Here is a 19,541-nt window from a genome sequence, read left to right on the forward strand (position 1 = left end):
CGGCGCTCGGCGCCACCTGCTCCCGAGGGAAGAAGGAAAAGCCTATGCGCGCGCCAGCAGCACCGCGGCCTGCGCGGCGATGCCCTCGCCGCGCCCGGTGAAGCCGAGCTTCTCGCTGGTAGTGGCCTTGACGCTGATGCGGTCGATGTCGGCCTGCAGCAACTGCGCCAGGCGCGCGCGCATGGCCGCCGCGTGCGGACCGACCTTGGGCCGCTCGCAGATCACGGTGACGTCGGCATTGCCCAGGCGCCAGCCGCGCTCGCGCAGCAGTTGGTCGCAGTGCTGCAGGAAGCAGGCGCTGTCGGCGCCTTTCCAGCGCGGATCCGACGGCGGGAAGTGCTGGCCGATGTCGCCCAGCGCCAGCGCGCCGAGCATCGCGTCGCACAGCGCATGGATGACCACGTCGCCGTCGCTGTGCGCCAGCACACCGCGGTCGTGGGCGACGCGGATGCCGCCGAGCATGATGTGGTCGCCGTCGCCGAAGGCGTGCACGTCGAAGCCCTGGCCGATGCGGAAATCGTGCATGTGTCGTCCTGTGGTCCTTGATGGGCCGGAACGGGGACGCCGCCCCGCCGGCGCAACGCCGCCGCTACGGCATGCGTTGCGAAAGTATGAACTCGAAGCGCGCCAGGTCCGCCGGCGTGGTGACCTTGAAGTTGTCCTCGGCGCCCTCCACCAGCAGCGGACGCAGGCCCAGGCGCTCCATCGCCATCGATTCGTCGGTGACCTCGATGCCGGCCTGCGCGGCCTGCGCCAGCGCCCGTTGCAACTGGTGGCGGCGGAACAGTTGCGGGGTCAGCGCCCGCCACAGCCGCTCGCGCGGCTCGGTGGCGTCGATGCCGCCGTCGGTGCCGGCGCGCTTGAGGGTGTCGCGCACCGGCGACGCCAGGATCGCGCCGACCGGATCGGCACGCCCCACCTCGAGCAGGCGCGAAAGGTCGGCCGCGGCGAGATTGGGCCGGGCGGCATCGTGCACCAGCACGAAGTCGTCGGCACGCACGCTGTCGGGCAGTGCCGCAAGCGCCGCCAGCACCGAGGCGGCGCGGGTGTCGCCGCCGACGCAGGTCGCCACCGGCTTGCCGTCCAGTTGCTGCCAGCCGGGCCAGTCCGCATCGTCGGCGCCGATCGCCACCATCGCGCCCTCGACCGCCGGATGCGACAGCAGCGCCTGCAGCGCATGCGCGATCAGCGGCTGGCCGCCCGCCGGCAGGTACTGCTTGGGCAGCGGCCCGCCGAAGCGGGTACCGCGGCCGGCGGCCGGCACCACGGCCCAGACCGAGGCCATCAGGGCTGTTCCCCCTCGCCGAGCAGTTGCGGCTGGCCCGACGGCGGCGTCGGAGCGGCGACCGGGGCATCCTCGACCACGCGGTAGAACTTCTCGCCTGGCTTGATCATCCCCAGCTCGCTGCGCGCGCGCTCCTCGATCGCGGCCTCGCCTTCCTTGAGGTCCTTGACCTCGGCGGCCAGCGCCGCGTTGCGCTGGCGCAGGCCGTCGTTGTCGCGCTGCTGGTGCTGCACCTGGCTCTCGAGCATCATCACCTCGCCGGAATTGCCCGGCCCGAACCAGAACCGGTACTGCAGCCACGCCAGCAGGACGGCCAGCACCAGCAGGATCCAGCGCCAGTCGCGCATCGCCGCCCTTACTTCTTCAGCGAGACGAACGCGTCGCGGCCGGCATAGCGGGCACCGTCGCCCAACGCCTCCTCGATGCGCAGCAACTGGTTGTACTTGGCCACGCGGTCGCTGCGGCACAGCGAGCCGGTCTTGATCTGGGTGGCGGTGGTGGCCACGGCGATGTCGGCGATGGTGGTGTCCTCGGTCTCGCCGGAACGGTGCGAGACGATCGCCGCGTAGTTGGCGTGATGGGCCATGGCGATGGCCTCCAGCGTCTCGGTCAGGGTGCCGATCTGGTTGACCTTGATGAGGATGGCGTTGGCGGTGCCGGACTCGATGCCTTCCTTGAGGATGCGCGGATTGGTGACGAACAGGTCGTCGCCGACCAGCTGCACCTTGCCGCCCAGGCGCTCGGTCAGCAGCTTCCAGCCGGCCCAGTCGTCCTCGGCCAGGCCATCCTCGATGGTGACGATCGGGTACTGCGCGGTCCAGTCGGCGAGGAAGTCGACGAACTGCTCCGAGGTCAGGCGCTTGTTCTCGCCGACCAGGTTGTACTTGCCGTTGTCGTGGAACTCGGACGAGGCCACGTCCAGGCCCAGCAGGATGTCCTCGCCGGCGGTGTAGCCGGCCTTGCCGATCGCCTCCAGGATGGTGTCCAGTGCCTCGACGTTGCTGCGGAAGTCCGGGGCGAAGCCGCCCTCGTCGCCCACCGCGGTGCTCAGGCCGTGGCCCTTGAGCACCGACTTGAGCGCGTGGAAGATCTCGGCGCCGGCGCGCAGCGCCTCGGAGAACGAGGTGAAGCCCACCGGCAGCACCATGAACTCCTGGAAGTCGACGTTGTTGTCGGCATGCGCGCCGCCGTTGATGATGTTCATCATCGGCACCGGCAGCGACACGTCGGCCTCGGCGGTCTCGGCCAGGTGCTGCCACAGCGCCTGCCGCTTGGAGGCGGCCACCGCATGGGCGTTGGCCAGTGACACGCCCAGCAGCGCGTTGGCGCCCAGGCGGCCCTTGTTCTCGGTCCCGTCCAGGTCGATCAGGCGGCGGTCCAGCGCTTCCTGGTCGGCCGCGTCGAAGCCCTTGAGCGCCTGCGCGATCGGGCCGTTGACGTTGCCCACCGCGTTGCGCACGCCCTTGCCGAGGTAGCGGGTCTTGTCGCCGTCGCGCAGCTCGACCGCCTCCTTGGTGCCGGTCGAGGCACCGGACGGCACGGCGGCGCGGCCGAACGAACCGTCTTCCAGGGTGACTTCGGCTTCGAGCGTGGGATTGCCACGGCTGTCGAGGATTTCACGGGCGTGGATGCTGCGGATCGTGGTCATCTTGGGTCGATTGGGTCGTTGTGGAAAGGAGAATGGCGGTTGCGGCCGAGCGAAGCCAGGAAAGCCAGCTCGCGCGCAGGCGCCGCGGCGCGATGCATCCGCGCCAGCATGATGCGATTGTAGACAGTGCAGGCGATGCCGGTGGCGCCGAACCCGAACAGCGCCATACCCGCGGTCTCGGCCGTCAGCGACTGCAGTGCGTGGGTGGCGTCGACACGGCCCTCGGCGAGCCGCTGTGCCCAGGCGGGCAGCAGCCACAGGCGCGCGGCCTGGTAGCAGGCCGCGGCGCTGAGCAGCGCGGCGAGCCATTGCCGCCGCGACAGGTTCGACAGTCCGGCGGAACGGGACGGCGGGGGTTTCACCCAGTGACGCCCGCTTCCAGGAAACCGTGCTTCTTGGTGACCGCATCGAGTTCCAGCAGCGTCTCCAGCAGCGCTTCCATCCTGTCCAGCGGCCAGGCGTTGGGGCCGTCGGACAGCGCCTTGGCCGGATCGGGATGGGTCTCGGCGAACACCCCGGACACGCCCACCGCCACCGCCGCGCGCGCCAGCACCGGCACGAACTCGCGCTGGCCGCCGGAACTGCTGCCCTGCCCGCCCGGCAGCTGCACCGAGTGGGTGGCATCGAACACCACCGGGCAGCCGGTGTCGCGCATCACCGCCAGCGAGCGCATGTCGCTGACCAGGTTGTTGTAGCCGAAGCTGGCGCCGCGCTCGCAGACCATGATCTGCTCGTTGCCGGTGGACCTGGCCTTCTCGACCACCGGCTTCATGTCCCACGGCGACAGGAACTGGCCCTTCTTGATGTTGACCGGCTTGCCGGCGGCGCAGACGTTGCGGATGAAGTCGGTCTGCCGCACCAGGAACGCCGGGGTCTGCAGCACGTCGACCACCGCGGCGACCTCGTTCATCGGCGTGTACTCGTGCACATCGGTCAGCACCGGCACGCCGATCTGCCGCTTCACCGCCTCCAGCACCTTCAGTCCTTCCTCCAGGCCGGGGCCGCGGAAGCTGTTGACCGAGGTGCGGTTGGCCTTGTCGAAGCTGGACTTGAAGATGAAATTCACCCCGAGCCTGCCGGTGATCTCCTTGAGCCGGCCGGCCACATCCAGCTGCAGCTGCATCGACTCGATCACGCATGGGCCGGCGATCAGGAACAGCGGCCGGTCCAGGCCGACTTCGAAACCACACAGTTTCATCGTTTCACCTTGTTGTATGAAGCCCCAGAGGGGTCGCGGCGAGGGTACCGCAGCGGATCCCTCGCGATGTCCGATTGCACCAGGCTCCACGCGTACCCTCATCCGCCCCTGCGGCGCGCCTTCTCCCGGCGGGAGAAGGAAAAATCACGCCCGCGCTTCCTTCAGCAGCTTGCCGCCGGCCTTGCGCTCGCGCGCGGCGCGGATGAAGCCGACGAACAGCGGATGGCCTTCGCGCGGCGTGGACAGGAACTCCGGGTGCGCCTGGCAGGCCAGGAACCACGGGTGCACCTCGCGCGGCAGCTCGATCATCTCCACCAGGGTGTCGTCCATCGACTTGGCGGCGATCACCAGCCCGGCGTCCTCCAGCTGGGTGCGGTAGCGGTTGTTGAACTCGTAGCGGTGGCGGTGGCGCTCGGACACCACGTCCTTGCCGTACAGCTCGCGCGCCAGGGTGCCGGGCTTGAGCCGCTGCTCCTGCAGCCCCAGGCGCATGGTGCCGCCCAGGTCGGACTTCTCGTCGCGCTTCTCGACCTCGCCGCTGGCGGTGCGCCACTCGGTGATCAGGCCGATCACCGGGTGCGGCGACTGGCGGTCGTTCTCGGTGCTGTTGGCATCGTCCAGGCCGGCGACGTGGCGCGCATAGTCCACCACCGCCGCCTGCATGCCGTAGCAGATGCCGAAGTACGGCACCTTGTGCTCGCGCGCGTACTGCGAGGTGAGCACCTTGCCCTCGAAGCCGCGGTCGCCGAAGCCGCCGGGGACCAGGATGCCGTCGATGCCGTCCAGCGCCGACATGTCGGTGCCTTCCAGGTCCTGCGCCTCCAGCCACTTCAGGTTGACCCGGGAGCGCTGGCGCAGGCCGCCGTGCTTGAGCGCCTCGCCGACCGACTTGTAGGCGTCCTGGTGATCGACGTACTTGCCGACCACCGCGATGGTGACCTCGTCCAGCGGATGCCGCACCGCGTCCACCACCGCCTCCCACTCGGAAAGGTCGGCCGGGCCGACCTTGTCGCGCAGGCGCAACTGGTCGATGACGATCTCGTCGAGCTGCTGGCCGTGCAGTTCCAGCGGCATCCGGTACAGCACGTCGACGTCGGCGGCGCTGATGACCGCGCGCTCGGGCACGTTGGTGAACAGCGCGATCTTGCGCCGCTCCGAGTCGGGGATGGCCTGTTCCGAACGGCACAGCAGCACGTCCGGCTGGATGCCGATCGAGCGCAGCTCCTTGACCGAGTGCTGGGTGGGCTTGGTCTTCAGCTCGCCGGCGGCGGCGATGAACGGCACCAGCGTCAGGTGCATGAACAGCGCCTTCTCGGCGCCGCGCTCGGTGCGCACCTGGCGGATCGCCTCCAGGAACGGCAGCGACTCGATGTCGCCGACGGTGCCGCCGATCTCCACCAGCGCCACGTCGAAGCCCTCGGTGGCCTCGTCGATGCAGCGGCGGATCTCGTCGGTGATGTGCGGGATCACCTGCACGGTGGCGCCGAGGTAGTCGCCGCGGCGCTCCTTGCGGATCACGTTCTCGTAGATGCGGCCGGTGGTGACCGAGTTCTTGCGGCTCAGGCGCGTGCGCACGAAGCGCTCGTAGTGGCCCAGGTCCAGGTCGGTCTCGGCGCCGTCGTCGGTGACGTAGACCTCGCCGTGCTGGAACGGGCTCATCGTGCCCGGGTCGACATTGATGTAGGGGTCCAGCTTCATCATCGTGACCTTCAGGCCACGCGATTCGAGGATGGACGCCAGCGAGGCGGCCGCGATGCCCTTGCCGAGCGAGGACACTACGCCACCGGTTACGAAGATCAGGGGGGTCATGGCTCCTCCTGGAAAGCCATAGTTTAACGGTTGCCGGCCCGATGCCCAAGCACCGCGGCCAGCCGCAAGAAAGGTCCCCGGCACAAGTACGTGCCGTGCTCTCGTGAGGGACTCGCAAAAAGCAGGACGCCCCGACCTGCGCCGGGGCGTCCCTGGGATTCAGCGGGCATTATCGCTCAGCGACGCGGATCTTTCTCCTCCTCTTCCTCGCGCTGGGACAACTTGCCGCTCTTGAGGGCCTTTTCCTTCTCGGCGGCGGCGGCCGCGCGGCGCTTGGCGCGCTGGTCGGCCTCGGACTGCGCCTTGGCCTCGGGATTGGCCGTCTGCGCCTGCTGGCCGGACTGCTGCGCGTCGGAGGTCTGCGCCTTCTGCGCCATGGCCATGGGGATGGCGACGACGGCGGTGGCGGCCGCTGCCAATGCGATCAGATTGCGAAGTTTCATGACACTGCTCCTTCCGGGTGGTTCCGGGTTTGCCGCAAATCGGCGGGGCGATCTGGACCTTTCTACCGGCAAAGCCTAGCCGGACCCGCCCGCCTGCGGCCTGAACAGGCAACGGACGCGGCCGCCGGCGGCAAGCCGCGTGCAAAAAACCGATCCAACCCGCACACTTGCGCGTCGCTTCGCACGTATTCCCAAAGAGTCGAATGAACGCCCGCTACAACGCTGCAGACATCGAAGTCCTCTCCGGCCTGGACCCGGTCAAACGCCGCCCCGGCATGTATACCGACACCACGCGCCCCAACCACCTGGCGCAGGAAGTCATCGACAACGCGGTGGACGAGGCGCTGGCCGGGCACGCCAGGCAGATCGAGGTCACGCTGTTCAAGGACGGCAGCTGCGAGGTGTCCGACGACGGCCGCGGCATGCCGGTGGACATCCACCCGGAGGAGAAGATCCCCGGCGTGGAACTGATCCTCACCCGCCTGCACGCCGGCGGCAAGTTCAACAACCGCAACTACACCTTCAGCGGCGGCCTGCACGGCGTCGGCGTCAGCGTGGTCAACGCGCTGTCGACCAAGGTCGAGCTGTTCATCAAGCGCGACGGCAACGAGTACCGGATGGAGTTCCGCGACGGCGACGCCGCCTCGCCGCTGGAGATCGTCGGCAGCGTCGGCAGGAAGAACACCGGCACCCGGTTGCGCTTCTGGGCCGACCCGAAGTACTTCGACACGCCCAAGTACAACGTGCGCGCGCTGCGCCACCTGCTGCGCGCCAAGGCGGTGCTGTGCCCGGGCCTGACCGTCAAGCTGACCGACGAGGCCACCGGCGAGCAGGACAGCTGGCACTACGAGGACGGCCTGTCCGACTACCTCAAGGGCGAGATGGAAGGCCGCGAGCTGCTGCCGGCCGGCCTGTTCGTCGGCAACCAGAAGAAGGAGAACGAGATCGTCGACTGGGCGGTGGCCTGGGTGCCCGACGGCGAGCTGGTGCAGGAAAGCTACGTCAACCTGATCCCGACCGCCCAGCACGGCACCCACGTCAACGGCCTGCGCAGCGGCCTGACCGATGCGCTGCGCGAGTTCTGCGACTTCCGCAACCTGCTGCCGCGCGGGGTCAAGCTGGCGCCCGAGGACGTATGGGACCGCGTCGCCTTCGTGCTCAGCCTGAAGCTGGCCGACCCGCAGTTCTCCGGCCAGACCAAGGAGCGGCTGTCCTCGCGCCAGGCCGCGGGCTTCGTCGAGGGCGCCGCGCACGACGCCTTCAGCCTGTGGCTGAACCAGAACGTGGAGGTCGGCGAGAGGATCGCGCAGATCGCCATCGACCGCGCCAGCGCCCGGCTCAAGACCGAGAAGCAGATCACCCGCAAGAAGGTCACCTCCGGCCCCGCCCTGCCCGGCAAGCTGGCCGACTGCATCAGCCAGGACCTGTCGCGCACCGAACTGTTCCTGGTGGAGGGCGACTCGGCCGGCGGCTCGGCCAAGCAGGCGCGCGACAAGGACTTCCAGGCGATCCTGCCGCTGCGCGGCAAGATCCTCAACACCTGGGAGGTCGCCTCCGGCAGCGTGCTGGCCTCCGAGGAAGTGCACAACCTGGCCATCGCCATCGGCTGCGACCCGGGCAAGGACGACATCACCGGCCTGCGCTACGGCAAGATCGTGGTGCTGGCCGACGCCGACTCCGACGGGCTGCACATCGCCACCCTGCTGTCGGCGCTGTTCCTGCGCCACTTCCCGGCGCTGGTCTCGGCCGGGCACGTGTTCGTGGCGATGCCGCCGCTGTTCCGCGTGGACGTCGGCAAGCAGGTGTTCTACGCGCTGGACGAGGACGAGAAGCGCGCCATCCTGGAGAAGATCCAGCGCGACAAGCTCAAGGGCCAGGTCAGCGTGACCCGCTTCAAGGGCCTGGGCGAGATGAACCCGCAGCAGCTGCGCGAATCCACCATCCACCCCGACACCCGCCGCCTGGTGCAGCTGACGGTGGACGACGACACCGAGCAGACCCGCTCGCTGATGGACATGCTGCTGGCCAAGAAGCGCGCCGGCGACCGGAGGCAGTGGCTGGAGACCAAGGGCGACCTGGCCTCGCTGGAGGTCTGACGCAGGCGGTTCGCCATCACGGGGCGTGGTGGCGGCGCCAATGGCCGCGGTCTCAGCGCACGCCTTCGAGCACGTGCGTGGCCCCGGTGACCACCCCGCAGGCATGGTCCTGCAGTTCCTCGCCGCTGGCGAAGTTGGCCGCGGCCGGGTCCAGCCGGGTCGCCAGCACCACGAAGCCCGGCCCGCGCGCGTCCTCGGCGCCGGCGACCACCAGCGAGTAGCGGCCGACGCTGTCGCCCGGCGGCAATGACTGTGCCAGCAGGTGCACGGGGTCGGCGGTCAGCACCTCGCCGGGCAGGTAGCGCGCCAGATACGCGTGGCCGCGCAGCGGCTCGGGCAACGGCGCGAAGCGCTCGCCGATCGCGGGCGCCTGCCGCGCCAGCGCCGCGGCGACATCGGCGCGCAGGCAGTCCAGGTGCACGTGCAGCTGCTCCTGCGAACGGCCGTGCGGCGAGTTCAGCGCCAGGCTCATGTAGCGCCGCGGCAGCGGCCGCCCCAGCGCCCGCTCGACGAAGCCGCGCGCCTGCCAGGCCAGGCCGAAGTAGTTCGGCGTGCCCGGGCGCAGCAGCTGCGGGTCCTCGATCCCGGTCACGCGCTGCAGCGGCAGCAGCAGGTACTGGTAGTGGCCGTGGTGGTCCTTCAGCACCGCCGAGCGCCGCCCCGGCTCCGGCCAGACCGCCACGCAGTCCGGCGCCCGCTCCGTCGCCTGCGCGTTGCAGCGCGTACTGACGATCCGCCACAGCGCATCCGGGTCGCGCACCTTGCCGGCCGCCAGCGTGGCCGTCGTCGCCGCCAGCGCCAGCGACATGCCCAGCAATCCCGCACGCAGCGCTCTCAAACGACGACTCCGGCCCGATCCCGTGAAGGCGCCCATCATAATCGGAAGGCCATGACCGCCGATTGTCGTTCCATGGCTTTGGGCACATCCGCGCACGCGCGCCGCGCCCTAGCATCGGCCGCTTCCCCCGGAGAATCGACGCATCGCATGAAATCCCTGCTCCGCAATGCCGCGCTGGTTGCCGGCCTGCTGCTCGCCGTCCCCGCCGCGCTGGCCGCGGATCCGCCCTCGCCGGACGAGCCCGGCGGCGACAAGGCCGGCCCGCCGGCACCGGCGCCGCTGCCGGCCGATGCCTCGGTGCGCCAGTCCACCCGCATCGACGGCCGCACGCTCGGCTACACCGCCACCGTCGGCACCCTGCCGGTCAAGGACGACAAGGGCAGGACCAGCGGCGAGGTGGTGTTCACCGCCTACACCGTCGAAGGCCGGGACCGGCCGGTGACGTTCGCCCTCAACGGTGGCCCGGGCGCGTCCTCGGTCTACCTCAACCTGGGCGCGATCGGGCCCAAGGTGGTCGCCTTCGGCGGCGCCGGCGACAGCGCCTCGGCGCCGGCCACGCTGCGCGACAACCCGGGCACCTGGCTGGACTTCACCGACCTGGTGTTCATCGACCCGGTCGGCACCGGCTTCAGCCGCGCGCTGGTCGGCGAGGAGGAGGCCAAGAAGCAGTTCTACAACCCCAAGGCCGACGTCGAGTACCTCTCGCGCACGATCTACGACTGGCTGGTCAGGAACGGGCGCCTGCAGTCGCGCAAGTACCTGGTCGGCGAGAGCTACGGCGGCTTCCGCGGCCCGCGCATCACCCACTACCTGCAGACCCGGCTGGGCGTGGCGATGAACGGCGTGGTGCTGGTCTCGCCCTATCTCAACCCGACCCTGGACGACAACGGCGACGTCTCGCCGCTGGCGTGGATGCTCACCCTGCCCTCGATCGCCGCCGCGCACCTGGAGCGCGAGGGCCGGCTCACCGACGCCAACATGCGCCAGGTGATCGACTACACCCGCGGCGACTACGCGGTGGCGCTGATGAAGGGCCGCTCCGACCCGCAGGCCAGCGAGGCGATGATCCGCCGGGTGACCGAGCTGACCGGGCTCGATGCGGCCTACGTGCGCCGCGCCGGCGGCCGCCTGGAGACCCAGGCCTACCTGCGCGAGGCGTTCCGCGACCGGGGCGAGCTGGGCAGCCGCTACGACGCCAACGTCACCGCCTTCGACCCGTTCCCGAACGACCCGGAGCAGCGCGCCAACGACCCGCTGCTGGACAGCATCATCGCCCCCACCACCACCGCGATGGTGGATTTCGTCACCCGCGTGGTGGGCTGGAAGGTCGATGCGCGCTACCAGGCCCTCAACTACGAGGTGAACCGGCTGTGGGACTGGAACGACGAGCTGCGCAAGGGCGCGGTGACCCAGCTGCGCCAGGCGGTGGCGATCGACCCGCGGCTGCGGGTACTGATCGCCCACGGCTGGAACGACCTGTCGTGCCCGTTCATGGGCTCGGTGCTGACCGTCGACCAGATGCCGGCGATGGGCAGCGACCCGGACCGCGTGCAGGTGCGCAACTATCCCGGCGGGCACATGTTCTACAACCGCGCCGACAGCCAGGCCACGTTCCGGCGCGACGTGCAGGCGCTGTACGCCACGCACTGAGAACCTCTTCCAAGCATCAACCTGGATGTTCCCCGTGGGAGCGGCGTAAGCCGCGATGCCGCTGGCGCCGAAGCTTCGGTCCAGCAGGCATCGCGGCCCACGTGGCTCCCGCAAGAACGATCCCGGCATGTGTCGCCTCCAGGCCGGGATCTTGAACCGGCTCAGGTCCAGCCGAACAGCTCGAACAGCCTCAGGATCAGGTAGGACACCGCGCCGGCCGCCGGGATCGTCAGGATCCACGCCCAGACGATGCGCTCGATCACGCCCAGGCGCAGCGAACGCGGGTTCTTGGCGAAGCCCACGCCCATGATCGCGGTGGAGATGCTGTGGGTGGTGGACACCGGCATGCCGAAGTGCGCGGCCACGGTGAGGATGGTCGCCGAGCTGGTCTCGGCGGCGAAGCCGTGGATCGGGTGCAGCTTGACCATCTTGTGGCCCAGCGTCTTGATGATCTTCCAGCCGCCGGAGGCGGTGCCGGCGGCCATCACCAGCGCGCAGGTCAGCACGATCCACATCGGGATGCCGCCGCTGTCGTGGGCGGCCGGATGCAGGAACCACAGCCAGCCCGGCAGCGCGTCGAGCGCGCCCACCGACTCGGCGCCGATCAGGGTCATGGCGATGATGCCCATGGTCTTCTGCGCGTCGTTGTGGCCGTGGGCGTAGCCCATGTAGGCGGCCGAGGCGATCTGCGCCTTGCCGAAGAAGGCATTGACCCAGCGCGGGCGCGACAGCCGGCCGATCGGCCCGCCGATCCTGGCCATGGCGGCGATGATCGCCCACAGCAGCATCATCACGATCACGCCGAGGATGAAGCCGGCGATCGGCGAGGTGATCATCGGCAGGAACACCTTCCACAGCAGGCCCTTGTTCTTGGCCCAGTTGCCGATGTTCTCCGACCAGATCAGCGCGTCCCAGTTGTTGTGCGCGGCCGCCAGGCCGGCGCCGCACAGGCCGCCGATCAGCGCGTGCGAGGACGAGGACGGCAGGCCCTTCCACCAGGTGATGAGGTTCCAGATGATGCCGCCCAGCAGCGCGCACAGGATCACCTGCGGGGTGGCGTCGACCACCTCGGTGTTGAGCAGCCCCGAGGCGATGGTCAGCGCCACCGCGGTGCCGGTCAGCGCGCCGACCAGGTTCATGCCCGCGGCCAGCATCACCGCCCAGCCCGGCGACAGCACCTTGGTGGCGACCACGGTGGCGATGGAGTTGGCGGTGTCGTGGAAGCCGTTGATGAACTCGAACACCAGCGCCGCCAGGACCACCACGATGACCAGGGTCAGCATCGCGGCCTCCCCGAAGCGATCGAAGCGGCCTGCCACCCGGCAAGGCCGGCGGCGGCCTGCAGGGACAGTCCGGGGACACCGGCGCGAGCGCCGCCGCGCACTCCGCGGCGGGAGCCGTAAGAAATCTGCAACATGTCCATCAGGAGTTCTTGAGCACGATCTGGTACGCCACCACGCCGGCCTCGCGGCAGCGGTCGATGGCCTTCTCCAGGATTTCGAAGAACTCCTTGAGCAGGAACATCTGCAGGTTGTCCAGGCGACCGGAATAGATGTCGCGGTACAGCTCCAGCATCAGCCGGTCGGCCTCGTTCTCGATCGCGCGCAGCTTGTCGTTGAGCGCGGTCATGCGGTCCAGGTTCATGTGGCGCAGGTCCTTGACCATCTCCACCACCACCCCGGCGGCCTGCTCCAGCATCGCCGCGCGCGGGGCGAAATCGATGTGCTCCAGGTGCCGGGTGGCCAGCGAGTAGCGGTCGGCGAACTTCTCCACCTGCTTGGGGATCTTGTACAGGGCCGAGCCCAGCGCCTCGATGTCCTCGCGCTCGATCGGGGTCATGAAGCTGTCCACCAGCGCCTGGCTGATCTTGTCCGAGGCCGCGCGCTCGCGCAGGCGCGCCAGCTTGAAGGCGTCCAGCGCCGGCTGGCGGTCGGAGTCGCGCATCATCGCGTGCAGCGCCTTGGCGCTGTCGTAGGCGGCGTCGGCCGCTTCGTCGAGCAGGGTGTAGAACTGCTTGCCGGAGCCAAAGATGGTCTGCAACGAAAACATGTAAAGCCTGTCCAGCCGTCGCGGGGAGGACGGCACCGGGGCGGAATTATGACGGTTAGATGACCGTCGTGGGTATCCGGGCCGGCGCTGCCGGCGCGCTTGCGATGCGCGGCGGGCTTTTTGCTAACATACCGCTGCGCCGACGTGCGCACCCTATGGACGAATCCTCCAAACCTCCCCCGAGTTGCCCGGCCCTGCGGACCGGCACCAGCGCCCTTCCCGCCCTCCTGTCGCCGCACCGGAGCCGCGCCGGTGCTTGAGTTCCTCATCGTTCTCGCCCTGATCGTGCTCAACGGCTTCTTCGCCATGTCGGAGATGTCGGTGATGACCTCGCGCAAGAGCCGTCTCAAGCAGATGGCCCAGAGCAGCAAGCGCGCCGCCAACGCGCTCAAGCTGGCCGAGAAGCCGGACAACTTCCTGTCCACGGTGCAGATCGGCATCACCCTGATCGGCGTGCTGACCGGCCTGTTCGGCGGCGAGGCCATCGGCCTGGTGTTCGCCGGCTGGCTGTCGGCGCTACTGCCGTCGCTGGCCGCCTATGCCGATGGCATCGGCAAGACCGTGGCGGTGGCGCTGATCACCTTCCTGACGCTGATCTTCGGCGAACTGGTGCCCAAGCGGCTGGCGCTCACCCGCTCGGAGGCCATCGCCGGCGTCATCGCCATCCCGATGGGCTGGCTGGCGCGCATCGCCGCCCCCGCGGTCTGGGTGCTGGCGCGTACCACCCAGCTGGTGCTGCGCCTGCTGGGGCTGGGCAAGGACGAGTCGGTCTCGGTCAGCGAAGAGGAGATCCGCATGCTGGTGGCCGAGAGCCACGAGCAGGGCGTGATCGACGACGACGAGCGCAACATGATGAACCGCGTGCTGCGGCTGGGCGACCGCACCGCCGACAGCCTGATGACGCCGCGCAACCGCATCGCCTGGCTCGACACCGAGGCGCCGGCCGAGAAGAACCTGAAGATCATGCGCGAGCACCAGTTCTCGCGCTATCCGGTCTATCGCGGCAACGACCAGGACATCGTCGGCGTGCTCGAGGTCAAGTCGCTGATCGCGCGCATGGACGGCGACGCCAGCCACCTGTTCCAGAGCCTGCGCGAGACGCTGTACGTGTCCGAGTCGACCCAGTCGATGAAGCTGCTGGAGATCTTCCGCGAGGAGCAGCAGTCGATGGCGCTGGTGGTGGACGAGTACGGCGAGATCCAGGGCCTGGTGACGATCAGCGACCTGATGGGCGCGGTGGTCGGGCGCATGCAGGCGTTCGAGGGCAGCGACGAGGACGCGCTGGTGGTCACCCGCGCCGACGGCTCGCTGCTGATCGACGGCTCGTTGTCGGTGGACGAGCTGCGCGAGGTTCTCGACGGCGCCGAGCTGCCGCCGGCGCAGGAAGGCGACTACCACACGCTGGCCGGCATGTGCATCTACTACTTCGGCCGCATCCCCCACGCCGGCGAGTCGTTCGACTGGGCCGGCTGGCGCATCGAGGTGGTGGACCTGGACGGCGCCCGCATCGACAAGCTGCTGCTCAGCAGGCTGCCGGAAGACCAGACCGATGACATCACCGGGTGAAGCCCCCGCCCCCGGTGAGCGGCCGGTCTACCGCAACGAGGGCATACGCACGCTGCTGGAGACCTTCACCCTGGGCGCTCCGGCCCAGGTGCTGCAGCTGAAAGTGATCCTGGCGGACCTGCGCGACAGCGGCTTCGGCGTGTTCCTGTTCGTGGCGATCCTGCCGGCCTTCATCCCGATCCCGGGATTCGGCGGCGCCATCAGCGGCCCGCTGGTGGTCCTGATCGGGCTGCAGATGCTGATCGGCCTGCGCAGGCCGTGGCTGCCGGGGTTCATCGGCAACCGCGGGCCGCGCCGCAGCACCATGACCCGCTTCATCGGCAAGATCTCGCCGATGCTGCGGTGGCTGGACCGCATGCTCAAGCCGCGCTGGAAGCCGCTGCTGGACTGGCCGCCGGCGCATGCCTTCAGCGGCCTGCTGCTGGTGCTGCTCGGCATCCTGCTTTCGCTGCCGATCCCACTGACCAACTATCTGTTCGGCGCCCTCCTGCTGCTGTACGCGCTGGCGCTGCTCGAACGCGATGGCCGCCTGATGGCGCTGTGCTGGACCGGCGGAGTCGCCTGCGTGGTCGTGTTCGGGCTGGCCTCGGGCCAGTTGGTCGACCTGTGCCGCGACTTGGTGGCGCGTTTCGCCGGCTGAGCAACCGCCCGCCGTGGAACCAGGGCCGCGTTCGGCTCCGTTCTTGATTTTCCCGGTGTCGTCGTTCGCCGGCGATGGCTAGAATGCGCCGGGTATACCGCTCCCTAGCCGACGCCATCGGCGGTCCAATGGTCTCCGCGTGAGACCGTCCTCTTCACGAGACCGACGATGAACAGACGTAGTTTTCTGCAGGCGATCCTGGTCTGCTGCCTGCTCCTGCTGGCGAGCGCAGCCGCCACCGCACAGTCCCGTCCCGGCGACACCGGCGCCGCTCCGGCCACGACCGGCATCCTGCTGCTCGCCCATGGCAGCAACGACGAGCGCTGGAATACCGAAGTCCGCCGGGTGGCCGCACAGGCCGACCAGACCATGCCCACCGAGGTCGCCTTCGGCATGGCCACCCGGGCGACGATCCAGCAGGCGGCCGATCGCCTGCTGGCACGCGGCGTCGGCGAGATCGTCGCCGTACCCCTGTTCGTCAGTTCGCACAGTTCGGTGATCGACAGTACGGCCTACCTGCTCGGCCTGCGTGCGGACGCCCCGGAAGACCTGGCCATGTTCGCCGCGATGGCGCACGGCGCGCCTCATGGCGCGCACGGCACTGACGCTCCCGCCGGCGCTGCGGCCGCACACCCGCACCACCACCCGGCCGCCGCGCCATCTGCGCAGCCGGCGTCGGCCGAGGCGGTCACGCCCATCAGCCTGCCGGTCCCGGTGCGGATGGCACCGGCGCTCGACCGCCACCCCATCGTCGCGCAGATCCTGGGCGAGCGCGCCGCCTCGATCAGCCGCGATCCCGCCCACGAAACGGTACTGCTGGTGGCGCACGGCCCGGTGCGCGACGCCGAGGACCGGCTGTGGCTGGGCGACATGCAGCAGCTGGCGGAGCAGATGCGGGCCACCACCGGCTACGCGGGGATCGAATGCCTCACGCTGCGCGACGATGCCGGCCCCGAGGTCCGCGACGCCGCCACGCAGCGCCTGCGGCAGCAGGTCGAACACGCGACCGCGGCCGGCAACGCGGTGCTGGTGGTGCCGCTGCTGCTGTCCTACGGCGGCATCGAGCAGGGCCTGCGCGAGCGCCTGCAGGGCCTGGCCTACAGGATGCCGACGCAGGCGCTGCTGCCGGACGCCAGGATCGCGGCCTGGGTCCTGGACAGCGCGCGCGCCCAGGCCGGAGCCGGCACGCCTGCATCCGGCGGCCAGCAGGCAGCGAACGCGCAGGCGCCGGGCCGGCCGCGCTGAAGCAATCGGTCAGGCCTGCGCCGACAAGCCCCAGGCCTGCGCCGCCAGGGAGAACGAGCGCAGCCGCGCGGCGTGATCGTAGACGTTGGCGGTGAGCATCAGCTCGTCGGGCCGGTGCCGCTCGCAGAACGCGGCCATGCCGGCGGCGAGATCGTCGCCGTCGCCGAGCACGGTGCAGGCCAGCGCGCGTTCGACCCCGGCCTTCTCGTGCGGCTGCCAGAACGATTCGATGTCGTCGATCGGCGGCGGGATGCGGCCGGGGCGGCCGCGGCGCAGGTTGACGAAACTCTGCTGCTGGCTGGTGAACAGGCGCCGCGCCTCGTCCCGCGAGTCCGCGCCGACGACGTTGAGCGCCAGCATCGCGTAGGGCGCGTCGCGGTACTGCGACGGCTTGAAGTCGCGGCGGTAGACCTCCAGTGCCTGGTCCATCGCGTCCGGGGCGAAGTGCGAGGCGAAGGCGAACGGCAGGCCCAGCGCGGCCGCCAGCTTGGCGCTGAACAGGCTGGAGCCCAGCAGCCACACCGGCACCTCGACGCCGGCGCCGGGCACGGCCTGGACCGCCTGCCCCGGCTGCGCCGGTTGGAAGTAGTGCAGCAGTTCCATCACGTCCTGCGGGAACTGCTCGGCGGCGTCGAAGTAGCGGCGCAGCGCACGCGCGGTGGCCTGGTCGGTACCCGGTGCGCGTCCCAGGCCCAGGTCGATGCGCCCCGGATACAGCGAGGCCAGCGTGCCGAACTGCTCGGCCACCTGCAGCGGCGAGTGGTTGGGCAGCATGATGCCGCCGGCCCCGACCCGGATCGTGCGGGTACCGCCGGCGACATGGCCGATCAGCACCGCGGTCGCGGCACTGGCGATACCCGGCATGTTGTGGTGCTCGGCCAGCCAGTAGCGGTGGTAGCCCAGGCCTTCGGCATGGCGGGCGAGATCGAGCATGTTGGCGAAGGCGCGCGGCGGATCGCTGCCTTCGTAGACCGGGGCGAGATCGAGGACGGACAAGGGGATCATCGGTGCTTCCACAGGGTGAACCCGTTACAAGATGAGGACGCCGGCCCGTGATTGCCAGTGCCGCGCCAGCGTTCAGGCGGATTCGGGGCGAACATGGTCCCGTGCAGCGGAGGCTCCCCTTGCCCCGAAGCTTCTTGTAGGAGCGGCTGTAGGAGCGACTTCAGTCGCGATGGGGCTTTCACGGTAAAGCCCCATCGCGACTGAAGTCGCTCCTACCGGCGCTCCTGCGTGGGGACGACGAAGCCGCTGCCCTGCGGCGCGATCAGCGGTTCTGCAGCGCGGCGGCCAGCCGCGAGAAGCCGGAGGCGAGCTGCCAGCGCGCCCGCCACGGCAGGTTCGCCAGCACGGCATGCCAGTCCCGTGCCGGCCGCTCGCCATTCCAGGCGAACGCGACCTTGTTGCTCATGCGCGGCTCTTCCAGTACCAGCACGCGCCCGTCGAAGGCCCGTCGCATCCGCGCCAGGTGCCGGCGGGTGTCGGTCTCGTAGAGGTTGGTCGCCATCACCCCGGAGCCGGTCAGCGCGGTGCGGCAGGCGTCGTAGAACGCCTGGGTCGACAGCGCCGGCGGGATGCCGTGTGCGTCGTAGGCATCGACCAGCAGCAGGCCGTAGCGGGCCTGGCGCTGGCCGATCCAGCGCGCGCCATCGGCCAGTTCGACGCTCAGCCGCGCGTCGTCGTCGGGAATGCGGAACTCTTGCCGCAGCGCCAGCACGCCGGCGTCGCTCTCCGCCGCCTCGATGCGCGTGCCGGCCAGGTGGCGGTAGCAGAACTTGGCCTGCGATCCGCCGCCCAGCCCGATGATGCCGATGCACGGCGGCCGCGGGTCGAACAGCAGGCCGGCGAGCATGGTGCGGGTATAGCCGACCTGCAGCACGTGCGGCCACCAGGTCAGCATCCGGCTCTGGGTGACCGCGCCCTCGAACTGCAGCGCGGTGTGGCGCCAGCCGCGGACGACGTAGGGCCGCCCGCCGGCGCCTTCCCCGCCGCCACGGGCGCGTGCCCCCGCGTCGGGGCGCCTGCCTTCGGCCGGACGGCTCATGCCTTGGGCGGATCGTTGGCCACGCCGTGCGGCACGTGGCCGGCGGCGACGTGCAGGCGGGCGCTGTCGATGTTGTGCTGGGAGTCGTCGAAGAAGATGTCCGCGCCGAACACCTCCAGGAACGGGCCCTTGTGGCGGCCGCCCAGGAACAGCGCCTCGTCCAGGCGCACGCCCCATTCGCGCAGGGTGCGGATCACCCGCTCGTGCGCGGGCGCCGAACGCGCGGTCACCAGCGCGGTGCGGATCGGTGACTGCCCGCCGGCCGGGAACGCGGCCTGCAGCTGGTGCAGCGCCGCCAGGAAACTGCGGAACGGGCCGCCGCTGAGCGGCTCGCGGGCGCGCTCGCGCTCGTGCCGGCCGAACGCCTCCACCCCCTGCTCGCGCGAGATGCGCTCGCTCTCGTCGCCGAAGATCACCGCGTCGCCGTCGAAGGCGATGCGCAGTTGCGTGGACAGCGCGCCGCGCTCGATCTCGCCCACCGCGGCGGCCGCGGCGGCGGCGCGCTCGTCCGGCGAAGGCGGCAGCAACGTGGCCGCGGCGATGCCGTTGGCCAGTGCCTGTCGCACCGATTCCGGGTTGGCCGACAGGAACAGGTCGGTGCCGAACGGCTTGACGTAGGGCCAGGTGGCCTCGCCGGAGGTGAAGGTGGCGCGGACGATGCCCAGGCCGTAGTGCTCGATCGAGTTGAAGATGCGCAGCCCGGTGTCGGCCGAGTTGCGCGAGAGCAGGATCACCTCCACCCGCGGCGCATCGGCCGGCGCGCCCTCGTTGAGCGCCAGCAGCTTGCGCACCACCGGGAAGGCGATGCCCGGCTCGAGGATGTCGTCCTCGTGCTCGCGCTGGTAGTCGGCATAGGCGTCCACCCCGTCGCGCTCGAACAGCGCGTGGCCCTCCTCCAGGTCGAACAGGGCGCGCGAAGTCACGGCAACGGTGAGCAGGCGTGGCGTGTTGTCGGACATAGGCAGGGATTGGGGATTGGGGATTGGGGATTGGGGATTGGGGATTGGGGATTGGGGATTGGGGATTGGGG

At 69.9% G+C, this 19,541-nt stretch carries 19 protein-coding genes; 5 read left to right on the forward strand and 14 right to left on the reverse strand.

The window, feature by feature from the left end; translation table 11 throughout:
- Window positions 1-42: 42 nt before the first annotated feature.
- The 8 genes from ispF to LRX76_RS01300 form a co-directional block, all read right to left on the reverse strand.
- Window positions 43-525: a 2-C-methyl-D-erythritol 2,4-cyclodiphosphate synthase gene (gene ispF, locus LRX76_RS01265; protein ID WP_231800948.1), complete on the reverse strand. Its 483-nt coding sequence runs from the start codon at window positions 523-525 to the stop codon at window positions 43-45.
- A gap of 64 nt (window positions 526-589) precedes the next feature.
- The gene (gene ispD / locus LRX76_RS01270; RefSeq protein ID WP_231801768.1) at window positions 590-1,288 is read right to left on the reverse strand and encodes a 2-C-methyl-D-erythritol 4-phosphate cytidylyltransferase; all 699 of its coding nucleotides are present in this window, start codon (window positions 1,286-1,288) and stop codon (window positions 590-592) included.
- Window positions 1,285-1,632 (reverse strand): cell division protein FtsB, encoded by a 348-nt coding sequence (gene ftsB, locus LRX76_RS01275; protein ID WP_231800955.1) that lies wholly within the window; start codon window positions 1,630-1,632, stop codon window positions 1,285-1,287. The genes ispD and ftsB overlap by 4 nt, the downstream gene beginning before the upstream one ends.
- A gap of 8 nt (window positions 1,633-1,640) precedes the next feature.
- Window positions 1,641-2,933 carry a phosphopyruvate hydratase gene (eno, locus tag LRX76_RS01280; RefSeq protein ID WP_231800956.1) on the reverse strand — a complete coding sequence of 431 codons (1,293 nt, stop codon included), beginning with the start codon at window positions 2,931-2,933 and terminating at the stop codon, window positions 1,641-1,643.
- Window positions 2,930-3,295 carry a hypothetical protein gene (locus tag LRX76_RS01285; protein WP_231800957.1) on the reverse strand — a complete coding sequence of 122 codons (366 nt, stop codon included), beginning with the start codon at window positions 3,293-3,295 and terminating at the stop codon, window positions 2,930-2,932. Before LRX76_RS01285 ends, eno begins: the two co-directional genes overlap by 4 nt.
- A complete protein-coding gene (gene kdsA / locus LRX76_RS01290) occupies window positions 3,292-4,131 on the reverse strand; it encodes a 3-deoxy-8-phosphooctulonate synthase (RefSeq protein WP_231800958.1) in 840 nt (279 codons plus the stop codon). Before kdsA ends, LRX76_RS01285 begins: the two co-directional genes overlap by 4 nt.
- Window positions 4,132-4,275: 144 nt before the next feature.
- Window positions 4,276-5,940: a CTP synthase gene (locus tag LRX76_RS01295; RefSeq protein WP_231800960.1), complete on the reverse strand. Its 1,665-nt coding sequence runs from the start codon at window positions 5,938-5,940 to the stop codon at window positions 4,276-4,278.
- A gap of 176 nt (window positions 5,941-6,116) precedes the next feature.
- Window positions 6,117-6,383, reverse strand: coding sequence for a hypothetical protein (locus LRX76_RS01300; protein ID WP_231800962.1), 267 nt, complete (start codon window positions 6,381-6,383; stop codon window positions 6,117-6,119).
- 203 nt (window positions 6,384-6,586) lie between these two features.
- On the opposite strand from LRX76_RS01300, the gene parE reads away from it, so the two are divergent.
- Window positions 6,587-8,479, forward strand: coding sequence for a DNA topoisomerase IV subunit B (gene parE, locus LRX76_RS01305; RefSeq protein WP_231800964.1), 1,893 nt, complete (start codon window positions 6,587-6,589; stop codon window positions 8,477-8,479).
- 52 nt (window positions 8,480-8,531) lie between these two features.
- Here the strand turns inward: parE and LRX76_RS01310 are convergent, their stop codons facing one another.
- A complete protein-coding gene (locus LRX76_RS01310) occupies window positions 8,532-9,317 on the reverse strand; it encodes a CDP-diacylglycerol diphosphatase (protein ID WP_269450668.1) in 786 nt (261 codons plus the stop codon).
- Window positions 9,318-9,464: 147 nt separating this feature from the next.
- Between LRX76_RS01310 and LRX76_RS01315 the strand changes: the two genes are divergently transcribed.
- Window positions 9,465-10,967: a S10 family peptidase gene (locus LRX76_RS01315; protein ID WP_231800966.1), complete on the forward strand. Its 1,503-nt coding sequence runs from the start codon at window positions 9,465-9,467 to the stop codon at window positions 10,965-10,967.
- Between the two features lie 161 nt (window positions 10,968-11,128).
- Here the strand turns inward: LRX76_RS01315 and LRX76_RS01320 are convergent, their stop codons facing one another.
- Entirely contained in the window at window positions 11,129-12,250 is a 1,122-nt protein-coding gene (locus tag LRX76_RS01320; protein ID WP_231800968.1) for an inorganic phosphate transporter, read from the reverse strand.
- Between the two features lie 139 nt (window positions 12,251-12,389).
- On the reverse strand, window positions 12,390-13,016 hold the full coding sequence (locus tag LRX76_RS01325) for a pit accessory protein (RefSeq protein ID WP_231800970.1): 627 nt from the start codon (window positions 13,014-13,016) through the stop codon (window positions 12,390-12,392).
- A 252-nt stretch (window positions 13,017-13,268) separates the two neighbouring features.
- Between LRX76_RS01325 and LRX76_RS01330 the strand changes: the two genes are divergently transcribed.
- The 3 genes from LRX76_RS01330 (at window position 13,269) to LRX76_RS01340 (ending at window position 16,467) form a co-directional block, all read left to right on the forward strand.
- Window positions 13,269-14,582 (forward strand): hemolysin family protein, encoded by a 1,314-nt coding sequence (locus LRX76_RS01330; RefSeq protein WP_231800972.1) that lies wholly within the window; start codon window positions 13,269-13,271, stop codon window positions 14,580-14,582.
- On the forward strand, window positions 14,566-15,222 hold the full coding sequence (locus tag LRX76_RS01335) for an exopolysaccharide biosynthesis protein (RefSeq protein ID WP_231800974.1): 657 nt from the start codon (window positions 14,566-14,568) through the stop codon (window positions 15,220-15,222). Before LRX76_RS01330 ends, LRX76_RS01335 begins: the two co-directional genes overlap by 17 nt.
- A gap of 168 nt (window positions 15,223-15,390) precedes the next feature.
- On the forward strand, window positions 15,391-16,467 hold the full coding sequence (locus LRX76_RS01340) for a CbiX/SirB N-terminal domain-containing protein (protein WP_231800976.1): 1,077 nt from the start codon (window positions 15,391-15,393) through the stop codon (window positions 16,465-16,467).
- A 9-nt stretch (window positions 16,468-16,476) separates the two neighbouring features.
- Here LRX76_RS01340 and LRX76_RS01345 read toward each other — a convergent pair whose 3' ends face one another.
- The 3 genes from LRX76_RS01345 to LRX76_RS01355 all read right to left on the reverse strand — a co-directional run bounded on the left by LRX76_RS01345 (window position 16,477) and on the right by LRX76_RS01355 (window position 19,470).
- On the reverse strand, window positions 16,477-17,472 hold the full coding sequence (locus tag LRX76_RS01345; protein ID WP_231800978.1) for an LLM class flavin-dependent oxidoreductase: 996 nt from the start codon (window positions 17,470-17,472) through the stop codon (window positions 16,477-16,479).
- Window positions 17,473-17,734: 262 nt separating this feature from the next.
- Complete coding sequence (locus LRX76_RS01350) at window positions 17,735-18,511, reverse strand: transferase (protein WP_231800980.1); 777 nt, start codon at window positions 18,509-18,511, stop codon at window positions 17,735-17,737.
- On the reverse strand, window positions 18,508-19,470 hold the full coding sequence (locus LRX76_RS01355) for a 5'-nucleotidase (RefSeq protein WP_231800982.1): 963 nt from the start codon (window positions 19,468-19,470) through the stop codon (window positions 18,508-18,510). The genes LRX76_RS01350 and LRX76_RS01355 overlap by 4 nt, the downstream gene beginning before the upstream one ends.
- Between the last annotated feature and the right edge of the window lie 71 nt (window positions 19,471-19,541).

The organism is Stenotrophomonas sp. MMGLT7 (assembly GCF_021168555.1).
Taxonomy (GTDB): Bacteria; Pseudomonadota; Gammaproteobacteria; order Xanthomonadales; family Xanthomonadaceae; genus MMGLT7.

Coding starts and splice junctions, on each gene's coding strand:
- ispF (WP_231800948.1), bottom strand. CDS start 525: ATGCACGATTTCCGCATCGGCCAGGGCTTCGACGTGCACGCCTTCGGC.
- LRX76_RS01340 (WP_231800976.1), top strand. CDS start 15,391: ATGAACAGACGTAGTTTTCTGCAGGCGATCCTGGTCTGCTGCCTGCTC.
- LRX76_RS01320 (WP_231800968.1), bottom strand. CDS start 12,250: ATGCTGACCCTGGTCATCGTGGTGGTCCTGGCGGCGCTGGTGTTCGAG.
- parE (WP_231800964.1), top strand. CDS start 6,587: ATGAACGCCCGCTACAACGCTGCAGACATCGAAGTCCTCTCCGGCCTG.
- LRX76_RS01350 (WP_231800980.1), bottom strand. CDS start 18,511: ATGAGCCGTCCGGCCGAAGGCAGGCGCCCCGACGCGGGGGCACGCGCC.
- ftsB (WP_231800955.1), bottom strand. CDS start 1,632: ATGCGCGACTGGCGCTGGATCCTGCTGGTGCTGGCCGTCCTGCTGGCG.
- LRX76_RS01295 (WP_231800960.1), bottom strand. CDS start 5,940: ATGACCCCCCTGATCTTCGTAACCGGTGGCGTAGTGTCCTCGCTCGGC.
- LRX76_RS01345 (WP_231800978.1), bottom strand. CDS start 17,472: ATGATCCCCTTGTCCGTCCTCGATCTCGCCCCGGTCTACGAAGGCAGC.
- LRX76_RS01300 (WP_231800962.1), bottom strand. CDS start 6,383: ATGAAACTTCGCAATCTGATCGCATTGGCAGCGGCCGCCACCGCCGTC.
- LRX76_RS01325 (WP_231800970.1), bottom strand. CDS start 13,016: ATGTTTTCGTTGCAGACCATCTTTGGCTCCGGCAAGCAGTTCTACACC.
- LRX76_RS01315 (WP_231800966.1), top strand. CDS start 9,465: ATGAAATCCCTGCTCCGCAATGCCGCGCTGGTTGCCGGCCTGCTGCTC.
- LRX76_RS01355 (WP_231800982.1), bottom strand. CDS start 19,470: ATGTCCGACAACACGCCACGCCTGCTCACCGTTGCCGTGACTTCGCGC.
- LRX76_RS01335 (WP_231800974.1), top strand. CDS start 14,566: ATGACATCACCGGGTGAAGCCCCCGCCCCCGGTGAGCGGCCGGTCTAC.
- eno (WP_231800956.1), bottom strand. CDS start 2,933: ATGACCACGATCCGCAGCATCCACGCCCGTGAAATCCTCGACAGCCGT.
- kdsA (WP_231800958.1), bottom strand. CDS start 4,131: ATGAAACTGTGTGGTTTCGAAGTCGGCCTGGACCGGCCGCTGTTCCTG.